Below are 23611 nucleotides of genomic sequence, written 5' to 3'. Positions count from 1 at the left end.
TTGGACTATCCTGAACGCGAACCCGACCAGCTCGAGGGCGTCCCGCTGCCCGAGTTCCAGACCGGCGTTTCCGGTCACGATGCAGCACGCGCCACGCTGCTCGAGCGGCTCGATGCTGGGCGGCTGCCCGGCGGCGTCCTGATTCACGGGCCGCGCGGTATCGGCAAGGCGACGCTGGCCTTCGACCTGGCGCGCCGCATCTTCGAAAAGACCGGCGATGAGTCGCCCGGTCACATCGCGGCGCAGGTCGCCGCCGGCGCCTATCCGAACCTGTTCGTGATGCGCAAATCGCTGCGCGACACCGGCAAGGGCTACTACACCGCGATCCGCGTCGAGGAAGTCCGCCGCTTCATCGAGGAGATGCGGATGACCCGCGGCCGCGCCGGGCACCGCATCGCCATTGTCGATCCGATCGACGACTGCAACACGTCGTCGGCCAACGCGCTGTTAAAGATCCTCGAGGAGCCACCGGCCGACACGACGTTCCTGCTGGTCTCGCACCGGCCGGGCTCGCTCCTCCCCACCATCAAATCGCGCTGCTTCCAGGTGGCGCTGCGGCCAATCGCCGACGGCGAGGTCCGCACGGTACTGGATCAGGTCGGCGGGCAGCCGCTCGCCATCGATCGCGCCGTGTCGCTCGCCGGCGGGCGGCCGCGCCGCGGTTTCGAGGCGATGCTGCTGGGGGAGGGGGGGGCGCTGCAGCTGCTGCAGGCTTGGCTCGCCGATCCCGCGGGGGCGCCGTCGGCGGCCCGCATCGCATTGGCTGATGCGCTCGGCGGCGAGCGCGACTCCGCCGAACTGCGCTTTGCCCGCGACATTCTCAATGACTGGCTGGCGGATGCCGCCAAGGCCGCCGCGAGCGCCGGTGACCGGGTTCGCCTTGCCTCGGCCAACGAGCTATGGGACAAGGCCCGGCTTTCACTCGCCGATGCCGATGAATACAACCTCGACATGCGGCAGACCCTGGTCGCGCTTTTTGATGCGATCCGGAAACACCAGCTCCTGAGCGTCCAGCCGACACCATGACCGACACGTTCTACGTCACCACTGCCATCGCCTATCCCAACGGCGCGCCGCATATCGGGCACGCCTATGAGATGATCACCACCGACGCCATCGCCCGCTGGGCCCGGCTGGAGGGGAAGGACACCTATTTCCTCACCGGCACCGACGAGCACGGCATCAAGATGGTGCAGACGGCAGCGGCTGAAGGCATCACGGCGCGTGAATTGGCTGACCGCAACGCCGCCCGCTTCAAGGAGTTGGCGGGGCGTCTCGACGTCTCCAACGACGATTTCATCCGCACCACCGAACCGCGCCACTACGAGTCGAGCCAGGAAATCTGGCGCCGGATGGCCGCCAGCAACAACGGCGACATCTACCAATCGACCTACAAGGGCTGGTACTCGGTCCGCGACGAGGCGTATTTCGACGAAGAAGAGCTGACCGACGGCGAGGACGGCAAGAAGTTCGCGCCGACCGGTGCCGAGGTGAAGTGGGTCGAGGAAGACAGCTACTTCTTCCGCCTCTCCGCCTATCAGGATCGTCTGCTGAAGCTCTACACCGACCGCCCGGATTTCATCGCGCCCGAGGAGCGGCGCAACGAGATCGTGTCGTTCGTGAAGGCCGGCCTGCGCGACGTCTCGATCAGCCGCACCACCTTCGACTGGGGCATCCCGGTGCCTGGCGCTTCCGGGCACGTGATGTATGTCTGGGTCGACGCGCTCACCAACTACATTACCGGCGTCGGCTTTCCCGATGGCGCTTCCGAGCAGTTCAAGAAGTTCTGGCCGGCAAACCTGCACGTCATCGGCAAGGACATCATTCGCTTCCACACCGTTTACTGGCCGGCCTTCCTGATGAGCGCCGGCATCGAGGTGCCGCACCGCGTCTTCGCGCATGGCTTTCTGACCTCGGAAGGCAAGAAGATGTCGAAGTCGGTCGGCAACATCGTCGACCCGCATGAGCAGCTCGACCTCTACGGCACCGATCCGGTGCGCTGGTACTGCCTGCGCGAAGTCAGCTTCGGCCAGGACGGCGACTGGGGCCGCGAGAAGTTCATCAACCGCAACAACTCCGACCTCGCCAACAATTTCGGCAACCTGGCGCAACGTTCGCTGTCGATGATCCAGAAGAATTTTGGTGGCGCGCTGCCCGAGGCGCAGCCAACCGAGGCAGAGCATGCCATTGTCGCCACGGCCATCGCGGCCATCGGCAAGATGGATCTCGCCATGAAGACGCAGCAGATCCACGAGGCCGCCGGCGAGCTGACCACGCTGCTCAACGCCGCCAACCTCTACTTCGCCGACCAGGCGCCGTGGGGGCTGAAGGCCGATCTGCCGCGCATGGGCACGATCCTTACGACCACGGCCGACATCGTCCGTCGCGCCGCGATCGCGGCGCAGGCGTTCGTTCCGGGTTCGGCAGCGAAGTTCCTCGATGCGCTGGCGGTGCCGGCCGACCAACGCCTCCTGAGCCATGCGCTGAGCGCGTCCAGCGTTCCCGCCGGAACCGTCTTGCCGCCGCCCGAACCGGTGTTCAAGAAGTTCGAGCACCCAAAGACGGCATAGGCCAATGCTGATCGACTCGCACTGCCACCTCGATTTCCCCGAGCTCGCCGCCGATCGGGCCGGCGTGCTGGCCCGTGCCAAAGCGGCGGGGATCGATGGCATGGTGACCATCTCGACCCGGGTGAAGCGCTTCGACGAGATCAAAGCCATCGCCGAAGAAAACGCCGAGGTCTGGTGTTCGGTCGGCACCCATCCGCACCACGCCGACGAAGAGCTCGACATCTTGACCGAGGATCTGGTCCGGCTGAGCGCGCACCCCAAATGCGTCGCCATCGGTGAGGCGGGGCTCGACTATTTCTACGACAACGCACCCAAAGAAGCGCAGGAGACCGGGCTGCGCCGGCACATCGCCGCATCGCGCCTCACCGGGCTGCCACTGGTGATCCATTCCCGCTCCGCCGACGTTCACATGGCGGCCGTGCTGACCGACGAAGTGGGGCAGGGGGCCTTCCCTTTCGTGCTCCACTGCTTCACCGGCGGCGCCGAACTTGCCCGCCAGGCCCTGGAGCTCGGCGGCTATATCTCGTTCTCCGGCATCATCACCTTCAAGAATGCCGAGGAAATCCGCGAGGTCGCAAAGTTTGTCCCATCGGACCGTTATCTGGTTGAAACAGACGCGCCTTATCTGGCTCCGGTGCCGCACCGTGGCGGTACCAACGAGCCGAGTTATGTCGCCCATACTGCCGCCAAGGTAGCCGAGGTTCGCGGCGTCAGCCTCGAGCAGCTCGGCAATGAAACGACAGCTAATTTTTTCCGTTTATTCTCAAAGGCTAAGGCGTAATGCCTGAAGCACAACATATTGTAGCGACGATCATGGGATGCGGCTCGTCCGGTGGCGTGCCGCGCATCGGCGGCCACTGGGGCGTCTGCGATCCCGATAATCCCAGGAATCGCCGCAGCCGCTGTTCGCTGCTGATCGAAGGCTTCTCGGCCGGCTCGGATGAGCCGACCCGCATCATCGTCGATACCGGCTGCGATCTGCGCGAACAGCTGCTGCGGGCCGAGGTCGATCGTGTCGAAGCGGTGCTCTACACGCATGAGCATGCCGACCACACGCACGGCATCGACGACCTACGGGTGCTGGCGCTGAACAACCGCAAGCGCGTCGATGTCTATTTCAGCGCCGAGGCCGCCAACCGGATCGTGCCGAGCTTTGCCTATTGCTTCACAGCGCCGCCGGGTTCGGGTTATCCGCCGATCCTCAACCAGCACCTGATCGAAGCCGGCAAGCCGTTGACGGTGGACGGGCCGGGCGGATCGATCAGCATCCTGCCGTTCCGCCAGGACCATGGCGATATCTATTCGCTGGGCTTCCGGGTGGGCGGCTTCGCCTATTCGTGCGACCTCAGCGGCATCCCGGAGGTGTCACGCGGGGCCGTCAGCGAGCTCGACACCTGGGTGCTTGACGCACTGCGCCCGACGCCGCATCCGAGCCACCTGAGCCTGTCCGAAGCGCTGGAGCTGGTCGAGGACCTCAAGCCGCGCCACGCCGTGCTAACCAACCTCCATATCGATCTCGACTATGTCCAGACCGACGCGATGACGCCGGAGCACGTGCGGCCGGCGTTCGACGGGCTACAGATCGACATCACCGCCGGCGAGATCATCAGCCCTCGCTAGCTTCGCCATCATCGTACCGACGCTACGGAGCCGCCCATGATTGAAGTCATCGATACCGGCATCGCGCCATCCAGCGGCCCGATCAATGACTGCGTGCGCGCCGGCAATCACGTCTGGCTGGTGGTGCTGGCCGAGGATCCGAAGACCGGCAAGATCACCGAGGGTGACATCGAGGTGCAGACGCGCCAGGCGCTATCGAACCTCAAGCAAGCGATCAACGCCGCCGGCGGCGAGCTCACCAACATCGTCCAGGTGCAGATCTTCCTCGTCGACAGCGCCGACGCGCCAGGCATGAACCGTGTGTATGCCGAGTTCTTCAACACCAAGCCGTACCCGATCCGTGCCACAGTGGTGGTCAAGGAACTGCTGGCCAAGGGGCTGCGGATCGAGATCACCGCAACGGCGGTACTGGGATAGAGCCATCAGCCCTCGACCATCGGTCCGCCCGTGATCCGATGGGAAGGGTAGGGGGCGGCCCTAGAATGCCGCCGACATCCCCAGGTTGGCGGATGCTGAAGTGACGCCGTCGGAGCGGAGTTCGAGACCGGCGGAAGCGGAGGCTCTTGCGGCTGGGCCGATGGGGCTATCGAGCGTGATGTCACCATAGGCGCCGTAAGCGAAGCTGTCGGGCGTGGTGGCGAAGGGGAAGCCGGCGATAGCGACCGAGGCGCCGAAATTCTGCTGGGCGAGGAGCCCCGCAGTGGTGGAGAGAGTCGCCTCACCATAATCGTTGGAAGCGACTTGCGTCGTGGCGGTGAGTTCCATGCGGGCATCGAGCAGGTTCACGGCCGCGGTGCCGACCGAGAGGTTTTGTGACGAGCCGGTTTCGGTGTAGCTGCCAACCTCGCCGCCGACATAGCGAAGCTTGAAGCCGGTTGCGGTCTCGATACCGTCGAGCAGCGGGACGGGGATCGAGAGCCCCAGTTCCGGGCTCAGGAACCAGCTGGCGTAGTCGGCGCTCGCGGTTTCGGTGACCATGGTGGTGACGGTGCGGTCGGAGTGGTTGGCTGCGACGCCCCCGAGAACCGAGTAGCTGAGAGTCACATCGCCCAGGTCCGTACTGCCGTAGAGGCCGGCGGCGCCGATGCCCGAGGCGATGGTCTGGCCGCCGACTGTGGTGAAACGGGAGCCGGAGACGCTGACAACGCCACCCAGCCGGGTGTTGGCGTCGATGGCGGTATGCGAGCCGGCGACGATGCCGCCGAGGACATTGCTGTAGTCATTGGTGCTGTTGGCGACGCTGCCGAATACCTTACCCCAGACTTCCGGGGCGCTCGCAGCAACGAGCTCTCCGGTGGCGGCCTCGGCGGCGCCGACCGGGCGAGCCGGGGCATAGCCCATGGGTTCGACGGACGCTGCGCCGCCTGTAGGCGCGCCGAGAGCGCCAGTGATCTCACGGCCGATAGCGCCGGCCACCTCTCGCATGACGGTCGTGCCACCACCGGTTATGCCCGTGCCGTCGATGATGCTGATAGTGCCCGTGCCCGAGGTCAGCTGCTGGTTGACCAGGCGGTCGCCCGTGAGGACGGTTTCGAGATCAGCAACGGTGAGGATGGTGCTGCCCTTAAAGCCGGAGACGTCGAGCGTGTCGCTGCCGCCGGCGAACTTGACGCTGCCGAGGATGCGCGAGCCGGTACGCAACTCGAGGGTGTCGTCGTGCGCATAGTTGTAGAAGTTGTCTGCACCGAAATCGATGGCCGTGCCGCTGACACCCTCAATGGTGCCCGAGTTGATCACCTTGGCGGCATACGTTGAATTGTCGGAGAAGCCCATGCCAACCCAGCCGGTGACCAGCCCGCGATTCTCGAACGCTGTCGCGCCGAAGTAGAAGAGCGCACCATAATCCTCGCCGCGGATCGTGCCGCCGGCCTCGTTGACGAAGGGTCCGGTCCCGGTTCGCACAACCGTGAGGCCTGTATCGCCGAAGGAATTGATCGTCCCGCTGTTGATAAAGCTGCCGACGGTATCATTGAGGTGGACGGCGGGGCCGGTTCCGCCGGTTGTGGCAATGCGCCCCCGGTTGACGAAACCGTCGGTCTTGTTGGAGAGCCAGACACCATAATAGTTGCTGCTCTCGATCACACCGGTGGCGGTGTTTGTAAATGAGCCTACGGCCCCCAGGTCGACGGCAATATCGGTAGCGAAGATCGAGCCTGAGTTGACGAACGTTTCGGTGCGATCGGAGAAAGCCTCCACGCCCCGGCCGCTGCCGGCCCGGATGGTCCCCGTGTTGCTGAACGAACCGAAGCTGCCGGCGTGAATGGCGTAGTAGTTCGACGACGTAATGGTGCCGGAATTCACGAAGCTATCGATGTGGTACGATGAGCCATCGATCGCGTGGCCGGTACCCGCGGTAATGGTGCCGGTGTTTGTGAAGCTGCCCGTGGGGCTATCGAGATCGATACCCTTGTAGCCCGATGCAATGGTTCCGTCGTTGACGAAAGTCGTGACCGCGCCGTCGAAATCGACCGCCTTGCCGGTGGCGGATTTGATCGTCGCACCAGCCCGATTGGTGAAGGTGCCGGCGGTACCGGTGATTGCGACACCGTCGTGGCCAGTGGCCTCGATCCACCCGCCGTTGCTGAAGGTCGCCACGTTCCCGTCGAACAACACAGCGTCGCTGCCGGCACCGTAGATCTTTCCGCTGGCGCCGTTGGCGAACGAGTTGACATTGACGCCGGTGAACGCCACGCCGCCGGCGCCTCCCTGGACCAGACCATCGTTGAGAAACATTCCGACGCTGGTCGGATCCGCGAGGGCAGGGCGTTCGAACACGATTGCCGTACCGAGGGTGGATCGGACGGTGCCGCCGGCGTAATTGGTGAAGGCAGTCGCCGACGGAGCATAGATGCCAGCGCCACCGCCCGTAGTTTCGATCAACCCATGGTTGTTGAACGTGCCGACCCCGCCCTTGAGCAGCACTACGGTATCGCCGCCGTAGATTTCGCCGGTTGCCGCATTGGTGAAGGTCCCGACATAGCCATATCCAGACGGGGCGGTATCCTTGACCCGGAAGGCGTTGCCATCCGTGCTTCGCAAGGTGCCGGCGTTCTCGAAGCTGTTGAGGCCGTAGTAAATTTCGACGGCTGCGTTGTCGCCCTCGATGAGGGCGCCTGCGGCGTTGGTCATCGCGGACCCGCTAAACAGGCCGCCATAGTAGATGCCGAGATCGTCGGAGGCGATGGAGCCGCTGTTGAGGAAGGACTCGATCGCAACACCGGCATTGATGCCATCGGTTGATGCGCCGGTGGCGGTAATGGTGCCGGTGTTGGTCACCTGCTTGAAGTGGGCCGGATTGCCGCCCAGGATGAGCGCTCCGGCGCCGGTGTTGGCGGTAATGGTAGCGGAACTGGCGAGGGTATCGATCGGGGCATTGACGGTGATCGGACCCACTTGTGTGCCAGTGATCGTCTGGTCTGCTGCGAGGACGGGCGCGGTCAGCGACGTCGACAGCGCAAGCGCAGCGCTTAGCGCCCAGAGCCGGCGCTTCGTCTGAGCTTCTTCCCAATTCAGTGTGCGCATGCTCGATTTGCCCCCAAGTCACGCTGGAATCACGCAACCGGGGAAGACCCGGCCGTGTCAGCTTCATGGTGGCATCGGGCTGCGCCCAAGTCCTGAAGCCGCCTGGAGGGCGTTCTGAAATTATTCTGAAATTCCTGCTACGCAGTGCGACCCTTGCCTCTGTCAACTCCGCTGAACTCTCCTGCGCTTCGTGCTGGGTCGCTCGCCTGTTGAGATAGACGAGGATTCGGCGAAATATTGCTACCTGGACTACCCCGATTTCGCTTCGTCTTGAGCTCCCTGAAAGAGGGCCCACCACGGGAGTAGATCAGCGATCTCCAGAGGAAAGTCGCGTGGCTTCTGGTTGCCGGCACGGCGCCGAACTTCCATCAAATCCCAGCCGTGGTAGCGAGCCTCGGTGGCACTGGACAGCGCCTCGAAGAATTGCTCTTCGGACGAAACGATCATCACATCGGCAAGGTCCTGCATTGAACAGAATACGATTGGGCGCTTGTCGACGTCGATGACCTCGGCCTCGCCGGCGACAAGCTCAAGCGCCTGCGCTATGACCTTGTCGCGCGAAATAGCATCAGCCTGCATCCAGGTGTCGAGAGTTAGCAGCACTCCTTGCGCGTCGCCGGCAACAGGCGGGCCAACATAGATGCCGCGCCGCACGTGTGAGAAGAATCGCCAAACCTGTGCGACACCTTTGACCAGCTGATCGAAGGCGCTCTTTGCAGTGGCAATCGGATCCTGCGCGAACTGAGCCTCGTAGGTAAGCTTGGTCGCCTTACACTCGATGACCACGCGCACCTGTCCGTCATCGCCAACCAATACGTCTGGCGATGCCAACCGTGCCTTTTTCTTACCGTAGGATTGGCTCGGGTGAAGCTCAAATCGTGGATAGTAGGCAGCAATCAGCTTTCCAACGTAAGATTCAAACCGTCCATTGGCCTCGGCAAGGAGGGCCTGAGGACCGCCGGCGACATCATAGTACAGGCCGACGGTCATCCGATGGACGATAAGTTGGGGCAGGGGCGCGATGTAGGCCCCCAGAGCATCGTCGCGAACGATGGGATAGCGACGAAAAACGCTTGGCAAGTAGGAAGTCCCAGCGGCAATGGCACCGGCTTGAAGCTGGGCAATCAGCTTCTGGTTTTCGTTCCGCGAGCCCATGAGATTCAGTGACAGCAGGGGCAAGGCACGTTCAACGAGCTCAAGATCAACGCCGATGCCGTCCACGGTGACGGGCTTCGCCCAAGGCTGATGATGAAGCTGGGCAAAGAGGTAAAATCCTGTGCGCATAAAATCGGCAATCGGCAGGCCATACGTATGCTCAAAGTACTCAGCGCATTTGCCCTGGCCGTAGATGTAGAAGTAGCGGTACACGCGCTCGGTGGTCGCAAAGCCACGCTGCCAACCGAACTGGCGGTGTCCGATCCGCGCCATCTCCAACATGACGTCAGCGGGTCCCAAGTTGGCGCCACCTTCATGGTTGTCGACGTCTCGGAGCAGATTTATTGCCGCTGCCATGGTGGCGTATTCCATCACCAAGGGCTGCCGATGGTTCAATTTGGCCGTCGAAAGCGTCAATGCAAGCAGCGTCTCGAGCTCCCACTTGCGCACGGCATACGGCGACTGAACCGCGGCCGTCGCCGCAGCAGCCGGAAAGCGAATGTGCTTTCGCGCCGCGGCCGAGAATTCGGTTTGAAGGACATTTACGGCCCAGGCGAGGAACAGCCAGTCACCATCATCGGCTGCGGCCAGCATTTCGCCGAGCCGACCGAGTTTCTTCGCTGCACGCTTCTGGTGATAGAGGCGCTGCTTTTCGCTCACGATGGGTTCCGCTGTTGCCACGTTCGCAAATAGCAAGACTCTCGCGGTCTTGGATAGCCGCGCGACCAACTAGTCGCGATGCTCGCACGTAGCTTCTAGCGAGCCTGGGCGGCAGGAAAACAATGGCGAGTCGCGATATCGCCATGTATGCGGTCGTAAAGGCCTTGAGGTGGCGCGGTGCTAGGGAGTGAGATGCCGAACGGAAGGGATGCTCAACCGGTTACGCAACATCAGCGGTCAACGCGTTAGTTCCATAATATATCTTATGCGAATGGAGGAATAGCGATATGCCGACCGAAGCCGACCTCACCCAGCAGCTTATCGAGGCCCAGCGTGCCGGCCGACATGATGTTGATGCTGTCCCCTATGCGGCGCTCGATCGCGCTGCCGCCCTGCGCATTCAGTCCGCCACCATCGGCGCGCTCAGCGAGACGCCGGCGCTGCTCAAGACCATCGTGACGCCGGATGGGCTTGGCGCCTGTGCGCCGATCTATCGGTCGCGCGTCGGCAATAGCGGCGCGTTCCAGCTGTCGTCGCCGACGATCGTCGGGCTCGAGGTCGAGGTTGGCCTCGTCTTGGCCACCGACCTCACGACAGACGCCGCTAACCGCGACGAGATCGATATCATCGAAGCGATCAGTCACTACTTTGTCGGCATCGAGGTCTGCGGTACGCGTTATGTCGACCGGAGCCTCGCTGGCGCTTATGGCGGCCTCGCAGACAACGCCACGGCTTATGGCTACGTCATCGATCCTTCGCATCGCGACGCCGGCGCCGAGATCGGTAATTACGACGTACACCTGGAGTTCGCCGGCAAAGAGATCTGGTCGGCGCCGGCCAAGCACTCGTTCGGCACCGTGCTCAACTCGTTCATTGCCTATGCCAAGAACCAGAATCCGGCCTTCCCGCTGAAGGCCGGCACGGTGGTCACCACCGGCTCGCTCTGCGGCCTCGTGCCCATCTCTGGTACCGGCCACGTGATCGGCCGCCTGGGCAACCACGCCGTCAGCTTCGACATCACCTGAGATCCGCCATGCAGCCGTCCCGCGACATTTCCCGCCTCATCGAGATCATGGCCGCCCTCCGTAACCCGGACGGCGGCTGTCCGTGGGATCTGGAGCAGGATTTCGCCAGCATCCGGCACTACACCATCGAGGAAGCCTACGAGGTCGCCGACGCCATCGAGCGCGAGGATTATGCTGACCTCCGCGAGGAGCTGGGCGACCTGCTGCTGCAGCCGGTCTATCACGCGCAGATGGCGTCGGAGAAAGGCCTGTTCGATATCGGCGACGTGGTTTTCGCTATTACTGAGAAGCTGATACGCCGACATCCTCATGTGTTCGGAGAGGAAGCAGCGCGCAACGCCGGCGGCGCCAAGGCCAAGTGGGACGAGGTGAAAGCCGACGAGCGGGCGAAGAAGGCGGAGCGGAAGCAAACCCCCTCGTCCATCCTCGATGACGTACCGCACGCCCTGCCTGCCCTCGCCCGTGCAGAAAAGCTCAGCCGTCGCGCCGCCTCGGTGCGGTTCGACTGGCCCGACTGGCGGCAGACGCTGGCAAAGGTCCGCGAAGAACTGGACGAAGTGGCCGCCGCGGCGGAAGCCGGCAACACCGCTGAGATCCAGGAGGAACTGGGCGACCTGCTGTTCGCCGCCGCTAATCTCGCCCGCAAACTCGGTGTCGAAGGTGAATCCGCGCTGCGCGACGCCAACGTCAAATTTGACCGCCGCTTCCGCTACGTCGAAACCCGCGCCAGCGAGGACGCCGTGCCGCTGGCGGAAGCCGGCCTCGAGCGGCTGGACGGCTACTGGAACGAGATCAGGGCCAGGGAGCGCGGCTAAGCGTCGGGGCCGCGAGCGATGCTCCGGCTTGTCGCTCGCCTGCTGATCTTCGTCCTCTTGACGTTGGTCACGCAGATCGGTGGCCTGGCCTATCTCGTCGCCCTGGGCCTGGCGCGGCTGCTGCGAGTGCGCCACGAGGCGCTGCGGCTCGGCCTGTTCCTGTTGTGCTATGGCGCTGCGTCGATCATCGCGATGCTCGTCGCGCCGAGCTTTGGTCGTGTTCCCCTGCCGTGCCTTGCCGGCAATGGAGAAACGCTCGCCGCCCAGTCTCCGCTCTATTGCGTGCTGAACCGCAACTACGTCGCCCCGGAGTTGCGCGAGGTCGCTCTTGCACTTGCCGAGCATGTCGATGCGGAGTTTCCGGGGACAACCACCCTCGTCGTCGATGGCAGCTTTCCATTCCTCGACGGCTTTCCGCTGCTGCCGCACCTGTCGCACGGCAACGGCCGGGCTCTCGATGTCGCCTACTACTACGAGGATGCCGAGGGCAGGTTTCGCAACGGCGTGACCCGTTCACCGATCGGCTACTTCGCCTTCGAGCAGCCAGCAACCGGTGATGTGCTGCCCTGCCCGGCGCAGCAAGACGGGCTCAGCCTGCGCTGGGACCTGGACGCGCTGCAGCCACTATTTCCGAACTACCGCCTCGAACCACAACGCACCGGCGCGGCCCTGCGCTGGCTGGCGACAGCGGGCGTGACGCGCTTCGGTGTCCGATCAGTGTTCATCGAGCCGCACCTCAAGCAGGCGCTGGGCGTCAACTCAAGCCACATCCGCTTCCAGGGTTGCCGGGCGGCGCGCCACGACGACCACCTGCATATCCAGCTCGGCCGCTCAGGCGGCGTCTGACCCTTCGATGCGGCCGGCGAAGCGTTCGGTGAAGGCGTTCTTGTGCCGGGCCTCGACCCGGACCTCGTAAACCTGCCCGTTCTCGTCCGGCTCGTCCTTGCCGATGATCTCGGCGTGGCCGTAGAGCCAGCCGACATCGGCGCCGGCGGTATGGGGCACCAACACGCGGTAGGTCCGCCCCTGCCCGGCCAGCACCTTCTCAATGGTATCGAGCAGCCTATCGAGCCCCTCGCCGGTCTGCGCCGACACCGGCACGGACGCGGCGACCTTACCGAGCGGCGACAGCGTCGCCAGCGCCGGATAGGTGCCGTCGGCATCGCGCTCGAGGAGATCCACCTTGTTCCACACCTCGATGATCGGGGTGGTCTCGGCCGACATGCCGAGTTCCTCCAGCACCTTAAGCACGTCCTGCGCCTGCGCCGCATGGTCGGGGTTGGCGACATCGCGGACATGCAGGATGACATGGGCTTCCAGCACCTCTTCGAGGGTAGCGCGGAAGGCAGCGATCAGGTCGGTCGGCAGGTCGGAGACAAAGCCAACCGTATCCGACAGCATCACCTCGCGGCCATGCGGCAAGCCGATCTTGCGGACGGTGGTATCGAGGGTGGCGAACAGCAGGTCCTTGGCGAACACCCCTGCCCCGGTCAGCGCATTGAATATGCTGGATTTACCGGCATTGGTGTAACCGACCAGCGCTACCACCTGGAACGGCACGGCGTCGCGCCGGCCCTTCTGCTGGCCGCGGGTCTGGCGCACCTTCTCGATGCGCTCTTCGAGCATCTTGATGCGGTCCTGCAACTGCCGGCGATCGCTTTCCAGCTGGGTCTCGCCCGGGCCGCCCATGAAGCCGAAACCGCCCGAGCCACGCTGGCGCTCGAGGTGGGTCCAGCTGCGGACCAGCCGGCTCTTCTGATAGTTGAGATGGGCCAGCTCGACCTGCAGCACACCCTCGCGGGTGGCGGCGCGCTCGCCGAAAATCTCGAGGATCAGCCCGGTGCGGTCCAGCACCTTGGCGCCAGTTTCCTTCTCGAGGTTGCGCTGCTGAATCGGATGCAAGGCGGTGTCGACGAGCAGGAGCTCGATCTCCTCCTCCTTCACCCGCTTGGCGATCTCCTCGACATGGCCGCCGCCGATGAAGGTCGCGGGCTTGATCTCGCGCACCTTGGCGATCTCGGAGAACACGATCTCCACGCGGATGGCGCTGGCCAGGCCCTCGAACTCGGCCTTGCGGGCCTCGATACTGTGGGTGGTGGCGCGGCCGCGGACATCGGGAATGACGAGGCCCACGCGGGTCGGCGCGGAACGCTGGTCTATGAATGCCTGTGGGCCGCCCTTGCGGGCGGCCTCGTCGTCGAAGTCATCGCTCAAGTTTTGTCTCAGTCCTCGGCGGTGTGCTCGGGATCGAACAGCTGGATCGGAGCGCCCGGCATGATGGTCGAGATGGCGTGCTTATAGACGAGCTGCGATTGCGCATCGCGTCTCAAGAGCAGGCAGAAATTGTCGAACCAGGTGATCACGCCCTGCAGCTTGACGCCGTTCACGAGAAAGATCGTGACCGGCACCTTCTGCTTGCGGACATGGTTGAGGAACGCGTCCTGGAGGTTCTGGGTCTTTTCGCTGGGCATTCGTTGGCCTCTTCTCGCGGGATGTTACGCGGGCCGCAAGCCAACGGCCACGCCCTGTTGATGGGAACAACGGCCGCCACCGCCCCTGCCCCCTTTTATGGTCACTCTCCCATCGCCTTTGAAGTATGGCACAGAAGAATCTTAGTGCCTACCCGTACACGCGCATGGCACCTGAGCGCGTGGTTAGAGTCCTAGCGACTTGATTTTGCGATGCAAAGCGCTGCGCTCCATGCCGACGAACTCGGCGGTCTTGGAGATGTTGCCACCGAACCGCTCGATCTGCGCCATCAGGTATTGCCGCTCGAACACTTCGCGGGCGTCGCGCAGCGGCAGGCTCATCAGGTGGGCCGACGAGTCGCTGTCGCCGACGGTCGGCAGCACTTCGCCGATATCGGGCGGCAGCATCGCTGCGGTGATCATACCGTCGGCGGGGGTCTGGTCCTTGACGAGGATCAGCAGCCGCTCGATCGAGTTGCGCAGCTGGCGGGCATTGCCCGGCCAATCCTGGCCCTGCAGCACTGCCACGGCATCGTCGCCGATCGACAGGCTCTTGAGGTTGTGCAGCCGGCAGACCTGTTCGATGAACACCTCGACCAGCGGCGGAATGTCCTCACGGCGCTCCTTCAGCGGCGTCAGGTGCAACGGCACGATCGACAAGCGGTGGAACAGGTCGGAACGGAACTGCCCGTCCTCGATCAGGCCGGCGACGTTCTGCGAGCTCGACGAGATGATGCGCACGTCGATCGGCACGGCTACGGCGCCGCCGACCCGGTTGAACTTGCTCTCGACCAGCGTCCGCAGCAGCGCCTGCTGGGCTGCCTGCGGCAGGGCCGCCACCTCGGAGAGGTAGAGCGTGCCGCCATGCGCCTTCTCGAGCGCCCCGACCTCGGTCCGCAGCGTCCCGGTCTTCTCGCGGGTTTCGCGGCCGAACAGCACGACCGCCACTTCCTCGGGCGAGTAGAGCGAGCAGTTGATCTCGACGAACGGCGCTTCGGCCCGGGCGCTGCGCTGGTGGATCAGCCGCGCCGAGAGGCCCTTGCCGGTGCCGGAGGAGCCTGAGATGAAGATGCGCGAGTTGGTCGGCGCCGATTTTTCGATGACGCCCTTTACCGCCTGCATGGCCTGCGAGTTGCCGACCAGTTCGACGGTCTTGTTCGAGCGCTCGCGGAGATCGGCCACCTCGTTCTTGAGGCGGGCCGCCTCCATGGCACGCTGGGTGATCAGCAGCAGCCGATCCACCTTGAACGGCTTCTCGATATAGTCGTAGGCGCCGCGCCGGATGGCGCTCACCGCCGTTTCGACATTGCCGTGCCCCGAGATCATGACCACCGGCATATCCGGGTGCTGGCTCTGGAACTCATCCAGCAGTTGCAGGCCGTCGAGACGGCTGCCCTGCATCCAGATATCCAGGAACACCAGGCTCGGCCGGCGCCGGGCGATCTCGTTCAGCCCGGAATCGGCGTCATGCGCCTGCCGGGTCTGGTAGCCCTCGTCCTCGAGGATACCCGCGATCAGGTCGCGGATGTCGTCCTCGTCATCGATAATGAGAATGTCGAGGGCCATCAGGTATTATCAACCGCTTGCAATTGCGGCTCCTCTTGCTGTCCGCTGTCAGGGTCTGCCCCACCCGCTGCGTCATTCGTGGTCTCGGTAGCGGTCTGCTGCCCCGCCACCGTCTGAGGAGCTGCTGGCTCCCCGTCGTCCGTTTCGCCCGGCCGCTTGAGCGGCAAGGTGAAGGTAAAGCAGGCGCCGATGCGCCCGTTCTCGTCCGGCTCGGCGTCGATCAGATCGACCTTGCCGCCGTGCTGTTCAATGATCTTGGCGACAATCGCGAGGCCGAGCCCCGTGCCCTTCTCGCGCGTCGTAACATAGGGTTCGAGCAGCCGGTGCCGGTTTTCCTTCGGCCAGCCCTTGCCGTTGTCGGAGATGGACAGCCGAACCATGTCCCCTTCAGGGCCGGCCTCGACGGTGATCACCGGATTCTTGATGCCTTCGAGCCCGGCGCCTTCGATCGCCTCGACGGCGTTCTTGATCAGGTTGGTCAGCACCTGGCTGATCAGCCGATTGTCGAACCACGCAGTGATCGGCTGCTCGGGCAGCTCCATATTGATGGTCACTTCCGGCAGGCGGACGCTCTCGAGGAACACTGCCTGGCGGATCGACTCGGTCAGGTTACCCTTTTCCAGCTTGGCTTCGGGCATGCGCGCGAACGAGGAGAACTCGTCGACCATGCGGCCGATATCGCCCACCTGCCGGATGATGGTGTTGATGCACTTGTCGAAGACTTCGAAGTCGTCGGCGAGTTTACTGGCATAGCGGCGGCGCAGGCGTTCGGCGCTGAGCTGGATCGGGGTCAGCGGGTTCTTGATCTCGTGCGCGATGCGGCGCGCCACGTCGGCCCAGGCGCCGGTGCGCTGGGCCGAGAGCAGGTCGGTAATGTCGTCGAGCGTCACGACGAACCCCTTGGACTCGGTCATCGTGCCCTCGCGGGTCAGCTGCACCTGGTAGGTGCGGTAGTCCGGGCCCGAGCCGATCTCGATCTGGTCGCGGATGGTGCCGCGGCGCGCCGACTTGGCGCGCTCGATCACCGGCGCGAGGCCCGGGATCACCTCGTCGATGCGCTTGCCGACCAGCGAGATTTCATCGGAGCCGACCATCTCGGCGGCACGCAGGTTCACCAGCGTGATGGCGCCGAACGGATCGAGCCCGACGATGCCGGCGGACACGCCTTCCACCACGGCCTCGGTGAACTGACGGCGCTTCTCGTTGGTCTCGTTGGCCTCGACCAGGGCGACGCGCTGCGTTTTCAGCTGCTGCGTCATGGTGTTGAAGCGGGAGGAAAGATCGCGCAGGTCGCCCCTGCCCTCCTGCACCGGCACCCGCACATCGAGATCGCCCTCGGAGACGCGGCTCGAGGCGATCATCAGGTTACGGATCGGGTCGACGAAGCGGTTGGCGAGCGCGATGCCGATCCACACCGCCGCGAGCAGCAGCACCAGCGCCATGCCGATATACATCAGCGTAAAGGTGATCTGGAAGACCAGCCGGTTGCTCTCGTAATTGCGGTATTCGGTGATGTTGGCGTCGGTAAGCCGGGTGAATTCCAGCACCTCCGGGTCGACCGGGCGGGCCACGAACAGGTAGGTGTTGTCGTAGCCGCGCAGCTTCACCACCGAGCCGACGAGATTGGTGCGGCCCGGGCCGATTTCGGTCGGCGTCCCCTCGACCACGCCCTGCGTCAGGCCGGCGGGCACCCGCGGCGCGGTGCCCGGCGCGTTGATCTGCGCCTTCATCAGGGTGTCGCCGTCGGCCGAGATCAGCGAGGTGAACGGCAGCGAGCGCGTTACCGCCAGAGCAGTCAGGATGCGCTGGAATTTGGTGCGATCGGTCTCGAAAGTGCCGCGCGCCTGCTCCAGCTCGTTGGCGACCCAGATGATGTCATCGCGCAGCACCTGCGAATGTTCGAGCAGATACGAGCGGGCGACAAGGCGCGAGCTCTCCACCATGGTGCGCGTGCGTTCGGAGAACCACTGGTCGAGGCCCTGGTTCAGCGAAATCATGGCGACGACCGCCACCAGCAAGGCCGGAACGGCAGCCACTGTGGCGAACATCGCCACCATGCGGACCTGCAATCCGGCGCCGGCCTGCCCGCGCACCCGCGCCTGAACCAGCAGCGTCGCTTCGGTCAGCACCAGCGCCACCACCGAAACCACCAGCAGGCCGTTGATCACCCAGATGACCGTCCAGACCTCGGGGGTCGGCTCGATATCCGTCGCGCCGGTCATGATCAGGAACGAGCCAGACGACACGAAAACCGACAAGAGGACGATGATCAGGCCGATGGTGCGGATGGCCTTGCGGCCGGTATCCCCGAACAACAGCGGACGGGACCGTGCCGAGGACGGCGCGGGAATCGACTCGGGTGGTGCGTCGCCGGTGAGCGTTGCGTCGTGCATCCAGAAGCCGGGTTGTGGACGGATCGCGGGCGGCCTCGCCCACCGATTCACCCTTCAAGACAATTGTTGCCAAAATGTGACACCAGGGAGTGGCGCCAGAGCAACTTACTGGCTTGAGTAGTCCCGTCGATGCATTTTCGCAACAGCCGACTGCGGCCGCCTCGGCAAAGTGATGGATCAGCGCGCTGTCAGCCTTGGCGGCGCGACTGCTTGACGATCTCGATCGAGTGCGCCCGGATTTTCTTGCGCAGCGTGTTGCGGTTCAGACCGAGCAGGTCGGCGGCCCGGATCTGGTTACCACCGCAGGCATTGAGCGCCATGGCAATCAGCGGCGCTTCGACCCGGTCGAGCACGCGCTGGTAGAGCCCCGCCGGCGGCAGGTTCGGCTCATACTCGCGCAGCACCTGGGCGACGTGGGTTTCGACCGCGGTCGAAACGTCCACCGGCCCATTGCTGCTCTGCACCGGCTGGCGGTCGGCAAGGTTGAGCTCGCTCTGCACGATCTCGAGCGAGATGTTCTCGTCAGCGTAGAGCGCCGACAGGCGACGCACCAGGTTCTCCAGCTCGCGGATGTTCCCCGGCCAGGAGTAGTTGTGCATCAGCCGGATGGCGTCGGCAGAGATGGTCTTGACCGGTTCGCCCTCGCGCTGCGCGGCGCGGAGGAAGTGCTGCACCAGGTCGTTGATGTCGTCGACGCGCTCGCGCAGCGGCGGCAGGCGGATCGGCACGACGTTGAGCCGGTAGTAGAGATCCTCGCGGAACAGGCCCTGACGGATCATCTGGCTCAAATCGCGGTGCGTCGCGGCGACGATCCGGACGTTGGATTTGATCGGCGTGCGGCCGCCGACCATGGTGTACTCGCCCTCCTGCAGCACGCGCAGCAGTCGGGTCTGGGCATCCATCGGCATGTCGCCGATCTCGTCGAGGAACAGCGTGCCGCCTTCGGCCTGTTCGAAGCGGCCGGAAGAACGGGCGGTCGCGCCGGTAAAGGCGCCCTTCTCGTGCCCGAACAGCTCGGCTTCGATCAGGTCGCGCGGGATGGCCGCCATGTTGATGGCGACGAAGGGGCCATTACGGCGCTTGCCGAAATTGTGCAGCGCCCGCGCCACCAGCTCCTTGCCGGTACCGCTCTCGCCGGTGATCATCACCGTCAGATCGGTCTGCATCAGCCGCGCCAGGGCGCGGTAGATGTCTTGCATGGCCGGCGAGCGGCCGACCAGCGGCATGGTCTCGCCCGGCTCATCCGCCTTCTTTTCGGTAGGAGAGGCCTTCTTGGCGTCGGCCAGCGCCCGCCCGACCACCGAGAGCACCTCGGTGATGTCGAACGGCTTCGGCAGGTACTCGTAGGCGCCGACTTCGTTGGCCCGGATCGCCGTCATGAAGGTGTTCTGCGCGCTCATCACCACCATCGGCAGATCGGGACGCAGCTTCTTGATCTTGGGCATGATGTCGAAGGCGTTGCCGTCGGGCATCGCCACATCGGTGATCAGCAGGTCCCCTTCCCCGCGGCTCACCCAGTTCCACATGGTCGAAAGGTTGCCGGTCGGGCGCACCTCGTAACCGGCCCGGGTCAGCGCCTGGTTCAGCACCATGCGGATCGCGGCATCGTCGTCGGCGAGCAGGATAGTATGGCTCATTCGGCCGGAACCTCTTGGGAGACAGTCTCAGTCATGGTGCTCTTGGCGGCGACCGGCAGCAGGATGCGGAAGCGGGTGCGACCGGGCCGGCTGTCCATGTCGACGACGCCGCCATGGTCGCCGATGATCTTGGCGACCAGCGCGAGGCCAAGTCCCGAGCCGTTGGCCTTGGTGGTAACGAACGGATCGAACAGGATCGGCACCAGGTCGGGCGGCACGCCGGGACCGTTATCCTCGATGACGATCTCGAGCGGCAGCGAGATCCGCTCCGACACACCCTGCACTGAAATGCGGATGCCCGGGCGGAACGCCGTCGAGAATCGGATTTCAGGTTTCGGTGTCCGCTCAAGGGCTTCCGCGGCGTTCTTCACCAGATTGAGGAACACCTGGATGAGCTGATCGCGGTTGCCGCCGAGCGGCGGGAGCGACGGATCATACTCCTCATGGAAGGAAATGCCCCTGGCGACGCCGTTCTTGGCGAGGAGCTTCACCCGGTCGAGGATGACGTGGATATTGATCGGCTCGCGTTCGATCGGCCGATCGTCGCCGAACACCTCGACGCGGTCGATCAGGTCGACGATGCGGTCAACCTCGTCGCGAACCAGGCGCGCCAGCGGCAGCTCGTCGGCCGTGACGCTCTGCTCGAGCAGCTGCGCCGCACCACGGATGCCCGAGAGCGGGTTCTTGATCTCATGGGCCAGCATCGAGGCGAGGCCGGTGACCGAGCGCGCCGCGCCGCGGCTGACCAGTTGCCTGTCGATCTTGTCGGCCATGGTGCGCTCCTGGAACAAGAGCGCGATACGGCCGTCGGCATCGGAGAGCGGCGAGGCGAAGACGTCGACCACCCGATCGTCGCCGACGTCGGAGAAGCGCGAGGAGCCGACGCGCACGCGGTACTCGGTCATCGGGCCGCGACGATCGGCGACGGCCTGCATCAGGCCGATGATGGGCGAGCCGAAGGCGATGAGGTCGTCGAGCCGCTGGCGCGACAAGACGCTCTGCGAGGCCCCGAAGAACGCCTCGGCAGCATAATTGACGAAGACGATGGTACGGTCTTCGCTGCAGACGATGACGGGCTGTGGCAACGCCTGCAGCACGGCAGTGCTGAGGGCCGGCGGCGGAACCTTGCTCATGCCGCGAGCCTCCAGTCGCCGGAGTAGATGTCGCCGATCATCTTGCTGACCTCGGCCGGCTCCAGCGCATTGAGCAGCTGGCTGCGGACCGGCTTGTCCAGCACGATGTTGGCCGCCTCGAGATACCAATCGAGATGCTTGCGGGCGACGCGCACCCCGAGCTGGGTGCCGTAATCGGTCAGCATGGCGTCGTAATGCTCAGCGACCAGTTCGGCCAGCTCTGCGCCAGTCGGTGCGGCCTCGGGCTCCCGCCCAGCCAGCTGCGCACCGATCTGTCCGACCGACCAGGGCTGGCCCTGCGCCCCGCGGCCGATCATCACGGCGGCGGCGCCGGATTGCTCCAGCGCCTCGCGTGCCGCGGCAATAGTGGTGATATCGCCGTTGACGACCACCGGAACACTCACCGCCTCGACCACCGGGCGCACCAGGTTCCAGCGCGCCTCGCCCTTGTAGAACTGCTGCCGGGTGCGGCCGTGGACGGTGATCATCTGCGCTCCGGCATCGACGGCACGCCGCGCCAGGTCGGCGGCATTGAGGCTATCCTCGTCCCAGCCGAGCCGCATCTTCACGGTCACCGGCAGCGGTGTCGCGGCAACCACGGCGTCGATCAGCTTCAGGGCTTCATCGGGCACCCGCATCAGCGCCGAGCCGGCATAGCCGTTAGTGACACGTTTGGAGGGGCAGCCCATGTTGATATCAATGATATCGGCGCCGGCCGCGTAGGCGATCTCGGCGCCCTTCCGCATCCATTGCGCTTCGCACCCGGCGAGCTGCACGACATGCGGCAGCGAGCCGGATTTGTTGAGCCGGCGCACCATGTCGTCATTGTTGGTGGCCAGCGCGTTGCTGGCGATCATCTCCGAGACGACGAGGCCGGCGCCAAAGCGCTCGGCGAGTTTCCGCATCGGCGCGTCGGTGATCCCGGCCATCGGCGCCAGAAAGGCGCGGTTTGGCAACTCATGACCAGCAATGCTCAATGTGCAGGCAATATCAGACACACCCTGCCCCAGATTTGCTCATTTCCACGAAATGCCCGCAGAATAGTCAAAAGCGGGCGGCGCGCAACCACATATCTCGCCCTATTGCGCAATGTTCGGTGCCGGGCTTGCTGCGGGGAAAAGCCGCCGGTAGACCAAGCCCGCGCCACTAAGCGCGCGATATGAAAAGACAATGACAGGCACCAGAACCATTGCCGTGATCGTGGTCGCTGCCGGGCGCGGAGAGCGCGCCAGCAGCGCCGGCGACACCAGCCCGAAGCAATACCGCGATCTCGCCGGCACACCGGTGCTAAGCCGCAGCATCGCGGCATTTCTGCGGCGTGAGGATATCAACTGGGTAGTGCCGGTCATCCACTCCGAACAAGTCGATCGCTATGCGGCGCTCGGCCTTGCCGACCCGCGCCTGCTGCCGCCCGTCACCGGGGGCGAGACGCGGCAGGCCTCGGTGCTGGCAGGGCTCACGGCGCTGAGCGCCAGGCGCCCCGACCTGGTGCTGATCCAGGATGCGGCGCGACCGCTCGTCTCTTCGGAGGTGATCGGTGGGGTGATCGAGGCGCTGAGGGGGAGCGAGGCCGCCCTGCCCGTCGTGCCGGTGACCGATACGATCAAGCGTTCGGTCGACGGCCGAACAGTGACCACGACCGAGGATCGCAAGACGCTGTTCGCGGCGCAGACCCCGCAGGGGTTTCGCTTCCCGCAGATACTCTCGGCCCACCTCCGCGCTGGTCGGATGCCGCGTGAGTTCACCGACGATGCAGCGATCGCCGAATGGGCCGGGCTCAGCGTCGCGCTGACGCCAGGCAGCACGCATAACCTCAAGATCACCCACCCCGAGGATTTCGCCCGCGCCGAGCGCCTGCTGGGCAAGGAGACGGCCATGGAAACCCGCATCGGCACCGGCTTCGATGTTCACCCGTTCGACACCGGCAGTTCGGTCTGGCTGGGCGGGGTCGAGATCGCGCACACCCATAAGCTCAGGGGCCACTCCGATGCCGACGTGGCGCTGCACGCGCTGACCGACGCCATCTATGGCGCGCTGGGCGAAGGCGATATCGGCAAGCATTTTCCGCCTTCCGACCCACAGTGGAAGGGCGCGGCCTCCTCGATCTTCCTGAAGCATGCCGCCGGCCTTGTCGCCGAGCGGCGCGGCCGGATCGTCAACCTCGACATCACCATCGTCTGCGAGGCGCCGCGGGTCGGACCGCATGTCGAGGCGATGAAGGCTGCCATCGGCGCGGTTTGCGGCATTTCGACCGGCCGGGTGGCCATCAAGGCCACCACCAGCGAACAACTCGGTTTCACCGGCCGCGGCGAAGGCATCGTCGCCATGGCCAGCGCCAGCATCGAACTGCCCAGAGAAGACTGAGATGAAGCTGCCCGACGATATCGCCGCCCTCGCTGAGGAAACCGTTGCCGCCCTCAAGGCCGCCGGGATGACCGTCGCGACCGCCGAGAGCTGCACCGGCGGGCTGATCGCCGGAGCGCTGACCGCCATCTCTGGCTCGTCCGACGTGGTCTATGGCGGCTTCGTCAGCTACGCCAACGAGGCCAAGATCTCGATGATCGGGGTGCCGTTCGGGCTGCTGAAGCAGTTCGGCGCTGTATCGAAGGAAGTTGCGATGGCGATGGCCGACGGGGCGATCGGCGCTGCCGGCACCCATGTGGCGGTGGCGGTCACCGGCATTGCCGGCCCCACCGGCGGCAGCGCCGACAAGCCGGTCGGGCTGGTGCATTTTTCGGTCGCCACCGAGGCCGGTACCACCCACCTCAAGAAGGTGTTTCCCGGCAACCGCGACGAAGTGCGGCACGCCACCGTGGTGCAGGCGCTGAAGCTGCTGCTGAAGGCGGCGAAGGCGTAGGTTTGGGGCGGCCTGTTCGGCTACGATTGTCCAACCATGACCGGTGTTATCCCAGCGAGCTGGGATCCAACTTGCCACAGCACAGGCGGTTGGATGGGTCCCTGTGTGTCGAGCTTGTGGTTAGATGGGTGTCGGGAGGCAGACCGTTGGGTCCCAGGTCGAAGCGACCGTAAGCTGGCTCGGGTCGCCT

Annotated in this window: 19 protein-coding genes; 10 read left to right on the top strand and 9 right to left on the bottom strand. The window is 64.7% G+C overall.

Annotated features, from left to right (window positions below):
- The 5 genes from ASC68_RS16095 to ASC68_RS16075 are packed head-to-tail and all read left to right on the top strand — an operon-like array spanning window position 1 to window position 4607.
- A complete protein-coding gene (locus tag ASC68_RS16095) occupies window positions 1–1026 on the top strand; it encodes an AAA family ATPase (protein WP_055881366.1) in 1026 nt (341 codons plus the stop codon).
- Window positions 1023–2570: a methionine--tRNA ligase gene (gene metG, locus ASC68_RS16090; protein ID WP_055881363.1), complete on the top strand. Its 1548-nt coding sequence runs from the start codon at window positions 1023–1025 to the stop codon at window positions 2568–2570. Before ASC68_RS16095 ends, metG begins: the two co-directional genes overlap by 4 nt.
- 4 nt (window positions 2571–2574) lie before the next feature.
- The gene (locus ASC68_RS16085) at window positions 2575–3351 is read left to right on the top strand and encodes a TatD family hydrolase (protein WP_055881360.1); all 777 of its coding nucleotides are present in this window, start codon (window positions 2575–2577) and stop codon (window positions 3349–3351) included.
- Entirely contained in the window at window positions 3351–4190 is an 840-nt protein-coding gene (locus ASC68_RS16080; protein ID WP_055881357.1) for an MBL fold metallo-hydrolase, read from the top strand. Before ASC68_RS16085 ends, ASC68_RS16080 begins: the two co-directional genes overlap by 1 nt.
- Before the next feature lie 36 nt (window positions 4191–4226).
- Window positions 4227–4607, top strand: coding sequence for a RidA family protein (locus ASC68_RS16075; RefSeq protein WP_055881355.1), 381 nt, complete (start codon window positions 4227–4229; stop codon window positions 4605–4607).
- 60 nt (window positions 4608–4667) lie between these two features.
- Here ASC68_RS16075 and ASC68_RS16070 read toward each other — a convergent pair whose 3' ends face one another.
- A complete protein-coding gene (locus ASC68_RS16070; protein ID WP_055881353.1) occupies window positions 4668–7712 on the bottom strand; it encodes an autotransporter outer membrane beta-barrel domain-containing protein in 3045 nt (1014 codons plus the stop codon).
- Window positions 7713–7961: 249 nt separating this feature from the next.
- Window positions 7962–9527 carry a hypothetical protein gene (locus tag ASC68_RS16065; RefSeq protein WP_156384541.1) on the bottom strand — a complete coding sequence of 522 codons (1566 nt, stop codon included), beginning with the start codon at window positions 9525–9527 and terminating at the stop codon, window positions 7962–7964.
- 287 nt (window positions 9528–9814) lie between these two features.
- Between ASC68_RS16065 and ASC68_RS16060 the strand changes: the two genes are divergently transcribed.
- From ASC68_RS16060 to ASC68_RS16050, 3 genes are read left to right on the top strand one after another with little or no spacing between them, the layout of a single operon-like run.
- Entirely contained in the window at window positions 9815–10552 is a 738-nt protein-coding gene (locus ASC68_RS16060; protein ID WP_055881348.1) for a hypothetical protein, read from the top strand.
- A gap of 8 nt (window positions 10553–10560) precedes the next feature.
- Window positions 10561–11367 (top strand): nucleoside triphosphate pyrophosphohydrolase, encoded by an 807-nt coding sequence (gene mazG / locus ASC68_RS16055; protein WP_055881346.1) that lies wholly within the window; start codon window positions 10561–10563, stop codon window positions 11365–11367.
- A gap of 18 nt (window positions 11368–11385) precedes the next feature.
- Window positions 11386–12213: a hypothetical protein gene (locus ASC68_RS16050; RefSeq protein ID WP_055881344.1), complete on the top strand. Its 828-nt coding sequence runs from the start codon at window positions 11386–11388 to the stop codon at window positions 12211–12213.
- Here the strand turns inward: ASC68_RS16050 and hflX are convergent.
- The 7 genes from hflX to dusB all read right to left on the bottom strand — a co-directional run bounded on the left by hflX (window position 12199) and on the right by dusB (window position 21520).
- Window positions 12199–13581 (bottom strand): GTPase HflX, encoded by a 1383-nt coding sequence (hflX, locus tag ASC68_RS16045; protein ID WP_055881341.1) that lies wholly within the window; start codon window positions 13579–13581, stop codon window positions 12199–12201. The two genes, ASC68_RS16050 and hflX, sit on opposite strands and share 15 nt — an antisense overlap.
- 8 nt (window positions 13582–13589) lie before the next feature.
- Complete coding sequence (gene hfq, locus ASC68_RS16040; RefSeq protein ID WP_055881338.1) at window positions 13590–13838, bottom strand: RNA chaperone Hfq; 249 nt, start codon at window positions 13836–13838, stop codon at window positions 13590–13592.
- Between the two features lie 183 nt (window positions 13839–14021).
- Window positions 14022–15401, bottom strand: a complete 1380-nt coding sequence (locus ASC68_RS16035) for a sigma-54 dependent transcriptional regulator (protein ID WP_055881337.1) — start codon at window positions 15399–15401, stop codon at window positions 14022–14024.
- The gene (locus tag ASC68_RS16030) at window positions 15401–17794 is read right to left on the bottom strand and encodes a PAS domain-containing sensor histidine kinase (RefSeq protein ID WP_055881334.1); all 2394 of its coding nucleotides are present in this window, start codon (window positions 17792–17794) and stop codon (window positions 15401–15403) included. Before ASC68_RS16030 ends, ASC68_RS16035 begins: the two co-directional genes overlap by 1 nt.
- Before the next feature lie 188 nt (window positions 17795–17982).
- On the bottom strand, window positions 17983–19431 hold the full coding sequence (gene ntrC, locus ASC68_RS16025; protein WP_055881331.1) for a nitrogen regulation protein NR(I): 1449 nt from the start codon (window positions 19429–19431) through the stop codon (window positions 17983–17985).
- The gene (locus ASC68_RS16020; RefSeq protein ID WP_055881328.1) at window positions 19428–20564 is read right to left on the bottom strand and encodes an ATP-binding protein; all 1137 of its coding nucleotides are present in this window, start codon (window positions 20562–20564) and stop codon (window positions 19428–19430) included. The genes ntrC and ASC68_RS16020 overlap by 4 nt, the downstream gene beginning before the upstream one ends.
- A complete protein-coding gene (gene dusB, locus ASC68_RS16015; protein ID WP_282569962.1) occupies window positions 20561–21520 on the bottom strand; it encodes a tRNA dihydrouridine synthase DusB in 960 nt (319 codons plus the stop codon). The genes ASC68_RS16020 and dusB overlap by 4 nt, the downstream gene beginning before the upstream one ends.
- Window positions 21521–21734: 214 nt before the next feature.
- Here dusB and ASC68_RS16010 point away from each other — a divergent pair, with 214 nt between their 5' ends.
- Entirely contained in the window at window positions 21735–22928 is a 1194-nt protein-coding gene (locus ASC68_RS16010; protein ID WP_055881322.1) for a bifunctional 2-C-methyl-D-erythritol 4-phosphate cytidylyltransferase/2-C-methyl-D-erythritol 2,4-cyclodiphosphate synthase, read from the top strand.
- A 1-nt stretch (window position 22929) separates the two neighbouring features.
- Window positions 22930–23421 carry a nicotinamide-nucleotide amidohydrolase family protein gene (locus ASC68_RS16005; RefSeq protein ID WP_055881320.1) on the top strand — a complete coding sequence of 164 codons (492 nt, stop codon included), beginning with the start codon at window positions 22930–22932 and terminating at the stop codon, window positions 23419–23421.
- Window positions 23422–23611 lie beyond the last annotated feature (190 nt).

Source organism: Devosia sp. Root105 (assembly GCF_001424865.1).
Lineage (GTDB): Bacteria > Pseudomonadota > Alphaproteobacteria > Rhizobiales > Devosiaceae > Devosia_A.
This window is presented reverse-complemented; position numbering and strand designations above follow the sequence as displayed.